Raw genomic sequence first — 12642 nt, 5'->3', positions numbered from 1 at the left:
GCGATATCGGTCCCTCATCCATGACTGACGAAGAGGGGCGACGCATCACCGGCATGGCCGATGGGGTCGACCGCGCCAATGGGCGCGTCGTTGCCTCGGGCGGATGGATGGTGTCCGTCAAAAGCACCAACGCAATAAGTCTGAACGCAAAAAGAAACCCCGGCACAAGGCCGGGGTTTCCATTCAGCCCAATCTCGGATGAGATCAGAAGGTGCGGCGAACCGAGAGCAGCACCTGGTTGAAGTTCGACGAACCGGTGAGGTTGCCGAAAGCGTCGGTGACGGGGGCGTTGTAGTCCGTCGCGCCGTAGGTGTACTGGGCCACGAACAGGAGGTTCTTGACCGGCGTCCAGTTCAGGCTGGCACCAGCAGTCCACATGTTCAGGCCGGGAGTGCCGTAAGCAGCCGTGTTGGCAGCCGGGACATCCGCTTCGCCGTAGTTACCGAACACCACGCCGAAGACCTGGGGCGTGAAGTAGTGGGTCAGTTCGGCAGCGATCGTCCAAACGTCAGACGACTCGAGCTCGTTGGTGACCGGGTTGTAGTAGAGGTCCTGGATCGAATAGATCGAGGAGTAGTTGCCGTTGATACCGGTGTAGCCGGTAGCACCGCTGCCGTAGGCGCCTTCGATGTACAGCGTGTCGCCCTCGCCGAGCATCGGCAGGTTGAACTTCACGCCACCGAGGACGGCCCAACCAACCGAGTCAGCGGTCGTGATGCCCTGGTTGTTGTAGTAGCTGTCGTCCAGCTGACGGACCGCGCCCGAAATCTGGAAGCCGCCCCACTCGCCTTCGTAGTTGATGTTACCGATCAGGGCCGGGATGTCCGGCTGAGCGGTGTTGCCGAGGCTGTCGCCGTTCGAGCGGTTCGAATCGTCTTCCACCGAGATCGTGGCGGTGAAGCCGTTGCCGAAGTCCGCGGTATAGGCAGCCGCGGTGACGTTCGTGTCGGCCGTCAGGTAGACCGAGTCGAAGCCCCACACGTTGTTGTCGGCGTAGTAGTCGAAGAACGACTGAACCTTACCGAAGGTGAACCCAGCGAACTGGATGTAACCCTTGTCGAGGTTCAGCGAGGTCGAGTCGCCGCCGTCGCCGTAAACGTTACCGAGGCCGTCGCCGTAGGTGGCGCGCAGGTCGATGAACGAACGCAGGGTGCCGTATTCGGTCTGCGTGCGGGCGTCGAGGCGGATAGCGCCACGAGCGCGGAAGTACGTCGACTGGAAGTCGCCGCTCGGCAGGTAGTCGTAATCCTGCCAGTAGTAGTCGGCCTGCACGAAGCCGCCGACCTTCAGGCAGGTATCGGTGCCGGGAATGTAGTAGAAGCCCGCGCCGTAGGTGGAGCAGATCTTCACATATTCCGCAGCCTTCGCCTTCACAGGCAGATCGGCCGCCGCAGCAGTCCCGACCATGGCAAGCCCAGCGACCGAGCCGAGCAGCACATTCTTGATGACCGTCTTCACTTCATTCTCCCCCAAATTGGACCAATGTTGGGTTTTCGCTTGTCAGGACCCACCGCAACCGCGGCATCCGCAGACGATATTGTTGGAAAGCCCTGGCCCGTGCAAAGCCAAAGTGGCCCAGAAGCGGCCCCTCGGGGCATTCGGCAGGGGAGTGTTGCCATGTAGACACAATTTTCACACACTCCGCCAGCGCCCTGACGCCCTGACCACCATGCGGAAAACACATGGTGAATCAATGCTTAACGAAATGTCACGCGATGTCCGGAGGGCGGCGGGCCGGCGCTTTTGCGGCGCGGGCGTGATCAGCGCTGCTGCCAGCGCCCGTCTGGGGACTGCTGCCAATATGCGACCGCATGGCCGCCACTTTTGGCCACGCGCCATTGCGCGCGAGCCCGATCCAGTTCGTCGGGATCGGCGCCGTCGAACAGGTGAATCACCCGGATATAGCCGGCAAACCCTTCAAGGACGGCACCTTCCACGAGAAAGCGCACGGCCGCGGCGTTCGGATTCGAATCGGAAGTGGTGAGGAGAATCGGCTGACGGGCCGGATCCGGCTGGCGATCCGTACCGTGCGGCAGGAAGGACGCTTCGTCGAAGCTCCACAGAAGCTGGTCCAACGCATCCACCCGCTCGGGCGAGGCGGCCTGCACCACGCAGCGCCAGCCGCGCTCGAGGCATTTCTCCAGCAACTGCGGAAGGGCGGCCTCCATGGGCCGCCCCTGCAGATGATAGAAGAACACCTCGGTCAAACCGGCCACGGCCTGCGCGCCCGTCAGGATTCGTAGTGATCGGCAACCAGCTGATCGAGCAGCCGCACGCCCCAGCCTGCGCCCCAGCTGCGGTTGAACTCGGTCGACGGCGAATTCATCGCGGTGCCGGCAATGTCGAGATGCGCCCACGGCACATCCGCGACGAAGCGCTTGAGGAACTGCGCCGCGGTGATCGAGCCGCCGAATCGGCCGCCGGTGTTCTTCATGTCGGCGAACTTCGAATCGATCATCTTGTCGTAATCGGGCGAGAGCGGCATGCGCCACACCTTCTCCCCGGTCGCCTGCCCGGCGGAGGCAAGGCGCTCGGCCAGCGTGTCGTCATTGGAGAACAGGCCGGCATGTTCGGTGCCCAGCGCCACCATTATGGCGCCGGTCAGCGTCGCGAGGTCGATCATGAAGCGCGGCTTGAAGCGCTCCTTGGCGTACCAGAGCACATCGCCCAGCACGAGCCGGCCCTCGGCATCGGTGTTGATGATCTCGATCGTCTGCCCCGACATGGAGGTGACGATGTCGCCCGGCCGCTGGGCGTTGCCGTCGGGCATGTTCTCGACCAGGCCGATGAGCCCGACCGCGTTGACCTTGGCCTTGCGGCTGGCCAGCGCATGCATGAGGCCGACCACGCAGGCCGCGCCGCCCATGTCGCCCTTCATGTCCTCCATCCCGGCGGCCTGCTTGATCGAGATGCCGCCGGTGTCGAACACCACACCCTTGCCGATGAAGGCGACGGGCGCCTCGTCTTCCTTGCCGCCGCGCCAGCGCATGACGACGACGCGGCTCTCCTGCGCGGAGCCCTGCCCGACGCCGAGCAGAGCGCCCATGCCGAGCTTGCGCAGTTCCTTCTCGCCCAGCACCTCGACCTCGACGTCAACCTTGGCGAGATCGCCGGTCCGCCTGGCGAACTCGGTCGGGGTGAGCACGTTGGCCGGCTCGTTGACCAGATCGCGGGCGATGACCACGCCCTCGCCGATCCCCTCGCGCTTCCGGAAAGCACGCTTCGCGCCGGCGTCGTCCTCTATATAAAGAGTGACCTTCAGTTTGGACGCGCTGTCGTCCGGCTTCTTCTTGGTCTTGTAACGATCAAAGGAATAGGCCCGCAGGCGCACGCCCAGCGCGAACTCGGCTGCGGCCTCCGGGGGAACCTCCCCGCCCGGAAGAGCGAAAACGATGCCCGCCTCCTTGGCGGAGCCTGGCAGCTTGCCGGCGGCGGTACCGCCCAGCTTCAGCCAGTCGAATGTCTTCAGTTCGGCCGGCTTGCCTACGCCCAGCACGATGAGTCGCGAGGCGCCGAGCCCGGTCGGAGCGATCAGTTCGAGCGAGGTGCCGGACTTTCCGTCGAAACGGTCCGCCTGCGCCGCCCGCGCGAACAGGTCGCCGGCCGGCGCGAGCAGCGCCTCGACCGCGGGCGCCAGGGCGGGCGCGCCATCGGCCCCCTCGGCGGCGAGAAGGACGGTAACGCCCTCCAGCGCGGCGGGGAGCTTGGCGAAACTGAACTTCACGGTATCGGGCATGGGGCACCTTGGCTGGCGTCGTCCGCACGGGACGTCATTCTGCGCGGGAGACGTTCTGGACCATCATCTTTAGCCCAATGCGGGCACGCCGACGAGGCCCGGCGGCGCAGATGGTGAACTCCCCGCCCGATCGCCCGATTTGCACGGAAGCCCGAGGCCAATTATTCATCTGGCGACGATGGTCACGCCGGGGCGGCGGACATGTCGCAAGGCAGCAGAGGACCGCCGCTCGATGACCCGACTGGACCGCTACGTGTTCCGCACGGCCTTCATCGCCTTCCTTGGAACCCTTCTCGTGCTTGCCGGCATGATCTGGGTGACGCAGGCGCTGCGCGAACTCGACATCATGACGACGCAGGGCCAGACCATCCTGGCCTTCGTCTTCATCACCAGCCTCGCCCTGCCCGCGTTGATTCTCGGCCTCGCGCCCTCGGCGCTGTTCATGGCTGTCGCGCATACGCTCTTCCGGATGAACAGCGATTCGGAAATCGTGGTGGCGAGTTCCGCCGGCATCTCGACCTGGCGCTTCCTGCGGCCGCTCGTCATTCTCGCGCTGCTGGTGGCCGCCGGCTGTGCGGCGCTCTCGCTGGAGCTGGTGCCGGCGGCGCTGCGGCAGTTCCGCTATGAGATCAGCCGCGTGCGGGCGGATTTCGTCGGCTTCATCGCCCAGCCCGGCCGCTTCACCAATCTAGCGCCGGGCATGGTCTTCAACGTGCGCGAACGGAACGCCAACGGCGTGCTGGGCGGCATCTTCATCAACGACGCGCGCAATCCCGACCAGGTGAGCACTTATCTCGCTGAGCGCGGGCAGGTGCTGGACACTCCCGAAGGCACGTTCCTCGTGCTGGAGAACGGAGCGATCCACCGCCGCTCCACCGGCAAGCCGGACACCAATGTGGTGGAGTTCCAGCGCTACGCCTTCGACCTGTCGCCCTTCACCTCGAACAGCGACAACACGATCTACCGGGCGCCGGAGCGCTCGTTCCGCGAGTTGCTCAGTCCGGACCCGAACGACCTCGCCTACAAGCTGGATCCCGGACGCTTCACCGAGGAGATCCACCGGCGGCTGTCGCTGCCTCTCTATGTGCTGGCGTTCTTCGCCATCGCGGTGGCCGCGCTGGCCGAGCCGCGAACGACCCGCGAGGGACGCGGGCTCGCCCTCGCGGCCACGGCACCCTTCGTGATCGTGCTACAGGTCGTGAGCTTCGGGCTGATCAACCAGGTGCGCAACAATGCCGGCCTGGTGCCGTTCGTCTATCTCGTGCCGGTCGTGTTCATCCTCGGCGCGGCGCTTTCGCTCAGCGCGCGGTTCAGGCCGCGCATGCCGCGGGCGGTCGGTCGCTATATCGACAAGATGGCGCAGCGCGTCGTGCGGGCCACGGTGAACTAATGGCAGCCCTCAACGCGCGCTCCAGCCGGGAGGTCCTGTCGTGATAGGCCGCACCCTCGCCATCTATTTCGGCCGGCGCTTCCTCACATCCGTGCTCGGGATCTTCGTCGGCTGCGCTTTCCTGATCATGCTGATCGACTTCCTCGAACTCTCGCGCCGCGTGGGCGAGCGCGACGTCGATTCCGCGACTCTGCTGCTGCTGGTGCTCTATCGCGTGCCGTATTTCACCGAGCAGTTGCTGCCCTTCGCGGTGCTGTTCGGTGCCATCGGCACGTTCCTCACGCTGTCGCGCCGGCTGGAACTGGTGGTGGCGCGCTCCGCCGGCGTCTCGGCGTGGCAATTCATCGCGCCGGCCTGCTTCCTCGCGCTGCTGCTCGGCGTGTTGTCCACAACTGTCTACAATCCGCTTTCCGCGGAGTTCAAGGAGCGCGCGAGCCGCATCGAGGCGGAAATTTTCAACCGCCAGACCGGCCTTTTCGCCTCGACCACCGGCGGCTACTGGATTCGCCAGCAAAGCATCGATGGCGAGGCGATAATCCAGGCCGCGGCACAGAGCGACCGCGGCCGCCAGCTCTCCGGCGTTAACGTTTTCTTGTTTGGTGAGGATGGCAAGCTGCTGGAGCGCATCGAGGCGCGAACGGCTACTCTCGAGGAAGGTGCCTGGCGTCTCAGCGACGCGCGGGTCTTAACTCCGGAAATAGGACTACAGGCGTACGATACCTACATGGTCGCAACGAACCTCACCCCGAATCAGATCCAGGACCGGCTGCAGGCGCAGACGGTGTCTTTCTGGGATCTTCCGGCCGCCATCGATGCGGCGACCCGGATCGGCTTCGGGGCTGATCGCTATCGGCTGCAGTACCAGAGCCTGCTGGCCCGCCCCATGCTGCTGCTGGCGATGGTGTTGATCGCCGCCTCGGTCAGCCTGCGGGTATTCCGCTTCGGCGGCATCGGACAGACGATTCTCGGTGGCGTGGTCGCCGGGTTTCTGCTTTATGTTTTCACCAAGCTCGCCGAGGATCTCGGGGAGGTCGGGGCAGTTCACCCCGTCATGGCAGCGTGGTTTCCAGCAGTCGTTGGAGCATTGATGGGTGTTCTCATCCTGCTTCACCGGGAGGACGGATGAAGGTCGGCGGCGTCGTGGCCGGCCAAGCGGGCCGGATGGTGGAGCGGCACAAGCGCCGTTTGGGCATCTCCGCTTGTTGGCTGTTCTTTACGGTAGTTTCAGCTGCGCTGGGAACGTTGATTCCGGCGGGGGAAGCTCTTGCTCAGGGTGGCACCGGTGCGGCGGGCGAGTTGCTCGCCCAGCGCGAGGTCAACCCGGATGCGAAGATGCTCGTGACCGCGGATGAGCTGGTCTACGACTACAATCGCAACGAGGTCATCGCGAACGGCAACGTCCAGATCTATTTCGACGGCGCCGTGCTCGAGGCCAAGCGCGTGGTCTATGACCGCGCCAACAGCCGGTTGCGCGCGGAAGGCGGCGTCCGGCTGAAGGACAAGGACGGCAAGGTCATCGCCGCGGACAATCTCGACCTGTCCCAGCAGTTCACGGACGGCTTCGTGAACTCGCTGCGCATCGACACGCCCGACAACATGCATTTCACCGCCGCCCGCGCCGACCGGTCGGGCGGGGACACGACCGTGCTCACCAGCGGCGCCTATACGCCCTGCGAACCTTGCAAGACCGATCCAACGAAGCCCCCCATGTGGGAAATCCGGGCCGAGCGGATCATTCACAAGGAGAAGGAGCAGACGATCTATTTCGAGAGCGCCCGGCTTGAATTCCTGGGCGTGCCGGTGGCCTGGGTACCCTACATGTCGGCGCCCGACCCCACGGTGAAGCGCAAGTCCGGCTTCCTCATCCCGAAATTCGTCAGCTCCAGCCAGATCGGCACCGGTGCGTCCGTGCCTTATTTCTGGAACATCGCGCCCAACATGGACGTGACGTTCTCGCCGCTGTTCCTGAGCAAGCAGGGTGTGATGCTGGATGGCGAATTCCGCCAGCGGCTCGACACCGGCATGTATACGATCCGCGGCGCCTGGATCGACCAGCAGGACAAGGATGCCTTCGAGGGCCAGACCGGCTATCGCGACCAGCGCGGCATGGTCGAGTCGCATGGCCGCTTCAACATCAACCAGCAGTGGTACTGGGGCTGGGACGGCTGGGTGAGTTCGGACCAGACCTTCCTGCAGAACTACAAGCTGGTGAACGACGGTTCAAAGACCGTCACCTCGCAGCTCTATCTCGTGGGCCAGGGCGACCGCAGCTATTTCGACGCCCGCGTGCAGTATTTCACGGGCCTGACCTCCTACGACATCCAGGACCAGCAGCCGGTCGTGGCCCCGGTGATCGACTACAGCAAGACGCTGGGCGAGTCGGTGATGGGCGGCGAGTTCAGCTACGACTTCAACCTGACCAGCCTCAGCCGCAACCAGATCGACCTGCGTGCCACTTCCGAGGCGATGGCCGTGTCCTACGGCTCGGACGGCCCCTCCAATGGCTGCAACACCGCGCTGCTCAGCGCCGATCCGGCGGTGTCGCGGGCGCAATGCCTCATGCGCGGCATGCAGGGCGATTACACGCGACTTTCGGGTGTGGCGAACTGGCGCAAGACCTTGATCGACGATCTGGGCCAGTCCTGGACGCCGTTCCTGAACGTCCAGCTCGACGTCGCCGCGGTCAATGCGCAGCCGGTCGATTATCCGTGGCTGCAGTCGGACAGCGAGCAACTGTATCGCGCCATGCCGGCCATGGGTCTCGAATACCGCTACCCCTTCCTCTCGGTCGAGAAATGGGGCACGCAGACCATCGAGCCGATCGCCCAGATCATCGTGCGACCGAATGAGACGGATATCGGCAAGTTCCCCAACGAGGACGCCCAGAGCCTGGTCTTCGACGACACGAACCTGTTCGAGATCAACAAATATTCTGGCTATGACCGCGTCGAGGGCGGCACTCGCGCCAATGTCGGCATCCAGTACACCGCCAACATCCAGGGCGCCGGTCAGATCAATGCGCTGTTCGGCCAGTCGTACCAGCTGGCGGGACAGAATTCCTACGCCTATCTCGACATGGCCAATACCGGGGCGGAATCCGGGCTGGAGGACACAGCTTCGGATTATGTCGCCCGCCTCTATTACGCGCCGACCAGCGATTTCGCGCTGATCAACCGCTTCCGCTTCGACAAGGACGATTGGGAAGTCGAGCGCTACGAGCTCGAGGGTCGCGCGTCCTGGAAGCAGCTCAGCCTGTCGGCGACCTATGGCCTCTACGCCGCCCAGCCGCTGCTCGGCTATTACGAGGCGCGCGAGGGCGTGCTGGGAACCGGCGAATACAAGATCAACGACAAATGGAAGCTGATGGCGGGTGCCCGCTACAATATCCAGCTTGAGGAGATCGATTATTCGCTGATCGGCGTCTCCTATGCCGACGACTGCTTCGGTATCGCGCTGAGCTACCGCTCGGACTACACCGAAAGCACCAATCGCCAGCGGGTCGACACCGTGCTGGTGACGATCACCCTGCGCACGCTCGGTTCTGCGGGCTTCTCGTCCGAAGTTGGTTCGGGAACGAGTTCGGACTAAAACCCGCGTGAGCTGGCGACGCGGATGCCCTCCGCGTCGCATTGGTGCCACAAGCGCTCATCAGAAGTGCGGGTTGGACGGGTTCGCCGCGAGTTGTCGATGGTCTCCGGATCGGTCGGCACCGAGGGCGAGAGGAGGATGATGCGCGACATGCTGAAGATCGCCTGCCAGCGGGGCATATCCGGGCCCCGCTCTGAACGTCGTTCGGGCACCCTCGCCCGCGTGGTCGCACCTCTGCTGCTGGCCGGGGCGCTTGCCCTTCCCGTGGCGCTGTCCCCCTCGCCCGCCGCCGCGCAGCAGATCCTGGTGATGGTGCAAGGCCAGCCGATCACCAATTTCGACGTGTCCCAGCGCATCAAGCTCGACCAACTGACCGAGCGCCGCTCGCCCAGCCAGAAGCAGGCCCTGGACGAACTGATCGACGAACGGCTGAAGATCTTCACCGCCCAGCGATACGGCATCACGGCGGATGATGACGAGATCAACAAGATGTTCACGCAGATGGCGTCGCGCGGTGGCCGCACGGCCGACCAGCTGACCCAGGCCCTCGCCCAGTCCGGCATCACCGCCACCGCGATGAAGCAGAAGATGCGCGCGGACTATGTGTGGAACTCCTACGTGCGCGGGCGCTTCTCCTCCGCCACCACGGTGCGCGATTCCGACATTTTCGCCGAGTTGCAGACCAAGGGCGAGGATATCACCCAGGCCCAGCGCACCACCGAATTCACCATTCGCCAGATCGTGCTGGTGGTCTCGCGCACCGCGCCCGATTCCGTCCGTGGCCAGCGTCTTGCCGAGGCGAATGAACTGCGCCGCAAGTTCACCGATTGCGACACCGGCGTCGGCGTTGCGCGTGGCATGCGCGAAGTGGTGGTCCGCGAGCCGGTGGTCCGCACCTCGGCGGACATGAGCGCTCCCGTGCGCAAGGTGATGAGCGACACGCCGGTCGGCCAGACCACGCCCCCGGAAGTCACGCGCGCGGGCATCGAGATGGTGGCCATCTGCAATCGACGCGAAGTGGTGGGCGAGAGCGCGCAGAAGAAAGAAGTTCGCTCGCAACTGCAGGACAAGCAGTTCGATTCGCTGTCCAAACGCCTGCTGGAAGAAGCCCGCAAATCCGCGATGATCCAGTATCGCTGATCGGCTGTCTGCCTGCGCCCGTCGCCTCCGACCGCGTGAGACATCGATGCCCCTTCACTCCGCGCCTCCGTCTGCCGCCCTCGCCCTGTCGCTGGGCGAGCCGGCGGGCATCGGCCCGGATATCGCGCTGCGGGCATGGGTAGGCCGCCACACGCTGCACCTGCCCGCCTTCTTCGTCACCGGCGATGCCGATGTGCTGCGCCGGCGGGCCGCGCGGCTGGGCCTTCGGGTGCCGGTGCGGCCGTGCGCGCCGGAAGAGGCAGTACGGTGCTTCGCCGAGGCACTGCCCGTCGTCGCCGCCGGTCCCTCCGCCACGGCCGAGCCCGGCCTGCCGGATGCAACCAGCGGGCCGGCCGCCCTCGCCGCCATCGATGCCGCCGTGCGCCTTGTGCAGGCCGGGCGAGCGGCGGCAATCGTCACCAATCCCATCGCCAAGTCGGTTCTCTATGCCGACGGATTCACCTTTCCCGGCCATACCGAATATCTGGCGCATCTCGCCGGCAGCCCGGCACGGCAACCGGTGATGATGATCTGGTCGCCGGAACTCGCGGTGATCCCGGCGACCATCCACATTCCGGTGGCCGAGATCGCCCGCCACTTCACTCGCGAGCTGCTGGTCGACACCGGTCGCATCGCCGCGCGCGACCTCACGGAGCGTTTCGGCCTGGCCCGTCCGCGCCTCGCCTTTTGCGGCCTCAATCCCCATGCCGGCGAACAGGGCACGATCGGGCGCGAGGATGAGGAAATCACCCGCCCGGCCGTCGAGGCGTTGCAGCGCGAGGGCATCGACGCGCGCGGGCCGTTCCCGGCCGATACGCTGTTCCACGCCCGGGCGCGCGAGGGCTATGACGTCGTCATCGGCGCCTATCACGACCAGGTGCTGGCGCCGGTGAAGATGCTCGCCTTCGAGCGCGCCGTGAATGTCACGCTCGGCCTGCCCTTCGTGCGCACCTCGCCCGACCACGGCACCGCCTTCGACATTGCCGGCACCGGCCAGGCCGATCCCTCCAGCCTGATCGAGGCGCTGCGCCTCGCCCGGAAGCTGGCCGACGCCGATGCACGGCGCCAAGCCACGCACAATCCCGCACGCGCGGAGGCCGAGCCACGGCGCGCCGCCGCCGCGCGCCGCGCATGAGGGCCCGCCAATGAGCGCCGTCGACGAACTTCCGCCGCTGCGCGAGGTCATCCGCACGCACGGCCTCTCGGCTCTCAAGTCGCTGGGCCAGAATTTCCTGCTCGACCTCAACCTCACCTCGAAGATCGCCCGCACGGCCGGCCGGCTCGACGGAGTGACGGTGGTGGAGGTCGGGCCCGGCCCCGGAGGGCTCACCCGCGCGATTCTCGCTCTGGGCCCGGAAAAGGTCGTCGCCATCGAGCGCGACGCGCGCTGCATCAGCGCGCTGGGCGAGGTCGCGGCGCATTATCCCGGAAGGCTGGAGGTTATCGAGGGCGACGCGCTGGAGGCGGATTACCGTGCGCTGGTGCCGGCGGGAAGGCGCGCCGCGATCATCGCCAACCTGCCGTATAATATCGCGACGCCGCTGCTGATCGGCTGGCTGTCGTCGGACCCGTGGCCGCCCTGGTATGAGAGCCTGACGCTGATGTTCCAGCGCGAGGTGGCCGAGCGCATCGTCGCCGCGCCGGGCACCAATCATTATGGCCGGCTCGCCATCCTCACGGGATGGCGGGCGAGCGCGCGCATCGCCTTCGACGTGCCCGCCTCCGCCTTCGTGCCGCCGCCCAAGGTCACCTCCTCGGTCGTGCATATCGTGCCGCACGCCGCGCCCCTGCCCTGCGACCTGAAGATGCTGGAGAAGGTGACCGAGGCCGCCTTCGGCCAGCGGCGCAAGATGCTGCGCCAGAGCCTCAAGAGCCTCGGCGTCGACACGCTGGCATTGCTCGAAGCGACCGGAATCGCCCCGACCGAGCGCGCCGAGCAGGTGCCGGTGGAGGGCTTCGTCGCGCTGGCGAACACCTGGGCCGAGATGAGGGCGACGGCGCGCCGCGACGGACCGGCATCCTGAATGGACGAGCCCCTTACGGTGCCGTGCCGGGACCGTATGACGTGAAGGGCATCGGGGCGCGATCCCGGCTCAGCGGCTCCGCCGCCGGCCAGGATGACGGGGGCGGCATCAGTCCGTCAGCGTCGCGAGTTCCTCGTCGAGCCGCGCGATGACTGGAGCCAGCCCGACCTGACGTTCGCGTCGCAGCCGTTCCGCCAACAATATGTTGCGCAGATTGGCGAAGGTGCTGTTCAGGTCCTCGTTGACCAGCACGTAATTGTAATCCTGCCAGTGGGCGATCTCGGTGCGGGCGTTCTTCAGCCGCTTCTCGATCACGCCCGACGCATCCTCGGCCCGCCGCTCCAGCCGCGTCTTCAACTCCGTGGCGGACGGCGGCAGGATGAACACGCCCACGATGTCCTCGCGCATCTTGGCGTAGAGCTGCTCTGCACCCTGATAGTCGATGTCGAACAGCACGTCGCGGCCCGACGCCAGCGCGTTCTCCACCGGCTCGCGCGGCGTGCCGTAGAAGTTCCCGTGCACCTCGGCATGCTCCAGCAGGTCGCCGGCATCCCGCATGCGCTCGAAACGATCCCGCGAGTGGAAGTGATAATGCACCCCCTCCACCTCGCTCGGCCGCCGGCCGCGGGTCGTCACCGAGACCGAGAGGTAGATGTCGGGATTCTGCTCCAGCAGCAGGCGCGCCAGCGTCGATTTTCCTGCCCCCGAGGGCGAGGAGAGAATGAGCATAAGGCCCCGGCGGGCGACGTGGGAGTGCTTCATGC

The 12642-nt window shown here is 65.7% G+C and carries 10 protein-coding genes; 6 read left to right on the top strand and 4 right to left on the bottom strand.

Going from position 1 to position 12642, the window contains the following annotated elements:
• Positions 1 to 204: 204 nt before the first annotated feature.
• The 3 genes from FHS55_RS04340 to FHS55_RS04330 form a co-directional block, all read right to left on the bottom strand.
• Positions 205 to 1458, bottom strand: a complete 1254-nt coding sequence (locus FHS55_RS04340; RefSeq protein ID WP_183188397.1) for a porin — start codon at positions 1456 to 1458, stop codon at positions 205 to 207.
• A 302-nt stretch (positions 1459 to 1760) separates the two neighbouring features.
• The gene (locus FHS55_RS04335; protein ID WP_183188649.1) at positions 1761 to 2207 is read right to left on the bottom strand and encodes a DNA polymerase III subunit chi; all 447 of its coding nucleotides are present in this window, start codon (positions 2205 to 2207) and stop codon (positions 1761 to 1763) included.
• Between the two features lie 23 nt (positions 2208 to 2230).
• Positions 2231 to 3736, bottom strand: a complete 1506-nt coding sequence (locus FHS55_RS04330) for a leucyl aminopeptidase (protein ID WP_183188396.1) — start codon at positions 3734 to 3736, stop codon at positions 2231 to 2233.
• 232 nt (positions 3737 to 3968) lie between these two features.
• On the opposite strand from FHS55_RS04330, the gene lptF reads away from it, so the two are divergent.
• The 6 genes from lptF (at position 3969) to rsmA (ending at position 11878) form a co-directional block, all read left to right on the top strand.
• The gene (gene lptF / locus FHS55_RS04325) at positions 3969 to 5126 is read left to right on the top strand and encodes an LPS export ABC transporter permease LptF (RefSeq protein WP_183188395.1); all 1158 of its coding nucleotides are present in this window, start codon (positions 3969 to 3971) and stop codon (positions 5124 to 5126) included.
• 40 nt (positions 5127 to 5166) lie between these two features.
• A complete protein-coding gene (gene lptG / locus FHS55_RS04320; RefSeq protein WP_183188394.1) occupies positions 5167 to 6252 on the top strand; it encodes an LPS export ABC transporter permease LptG in 1086 nt (361 codons plus the stop codon).
• Positions 6249 to 8714 (top strand): LPS-assembly protein LptD, encoded by a 2466-nt coding sequence (locus FHS55_RS04315; RefSeq protein ID WP_183188393.1) that lies wholly within the window; start codon positions 6249 to 6251, stop codon positions 8712 to 8714. The genes lptG and FHS55_RS04315 overlap by 4 nt, the downstream gene beginning before the upstream one ends.
• A 99-nt stretch (positions 8715 to 8813) precedes the next feature.
• A complete protein-coding gene (locus FHS55_RS04310; protein WP_246339807.1) occupies positions 8814 to 9854 on the top strand; it encodes a SurA N-terminal domain-containing protein in 1041 nt (346 codons plus the stop codon).
• A 46-nt stretch (positions 9855 to 9900) separates the two neighbouring features.
• The gene (pdxA, locus tag FHS55_RS04305; RefSeq protein WP_183188392.1) at positions 9901 to 10989 is read left to right on the top strand and encodes a 4-hydroxythreonine-4-phosphate dehydrogenase PdxA; all 1089 of its coding nucleotides are present in this window, start codon (positions 9901 to 9903) and stop codon (positions 10987 to 10989) included.
• Between the two features lie 10 nt (positions 10990 to 10999).
• Positions 11000 to 11878, top strand: a complete 879-nt coding sequence (gene rsmA, locus FHS55_RS04300; protein ID WP_183188391.1) for a 16S rRNA (adenine(1518)-N(6)/adenine(1519)-N(6))-dimethyltransferase RsmA — start codon at positions 11000 to 11002, stop codon at positions 11876 to 11878.
• A 108-nt stretch (positions 11879 to 11986) separates the two neighbouring features.
• Here rsmA and gmk read toward each other — a convergent pair whose 3' ends face one another.
• Positions 11987 to 12640: a guanylate kinase gene (gene gmk, locus FHS55_RS04295; RefSeq protein ID WP_183188390.1), complete on the bottom strand. Its 654-nt coding sequence runs from the start codon at positions 12638 to 12640 to the stop codon at positions 11987 to 11989.
• Between the last annotated feature and the right edge of the window lie 2 nt (positions 12641 to 12642).

Origin of the sequence: Ancylobacter tetraedralis (assembly GCF_014195655.1) — a bacterium.
In the GTDB taxonomy this organism is placed as follows: domain Bacteria; phylum Pseudomonadota; class Alphaproteobacteria; order Rhizobiales; family Xanthobacteraceae; genus Ancylobacter; species Ancylobacter tetraedralis.
This window is presented reverse-complemented; position numbering and strand designations above follow the sequence as displayed.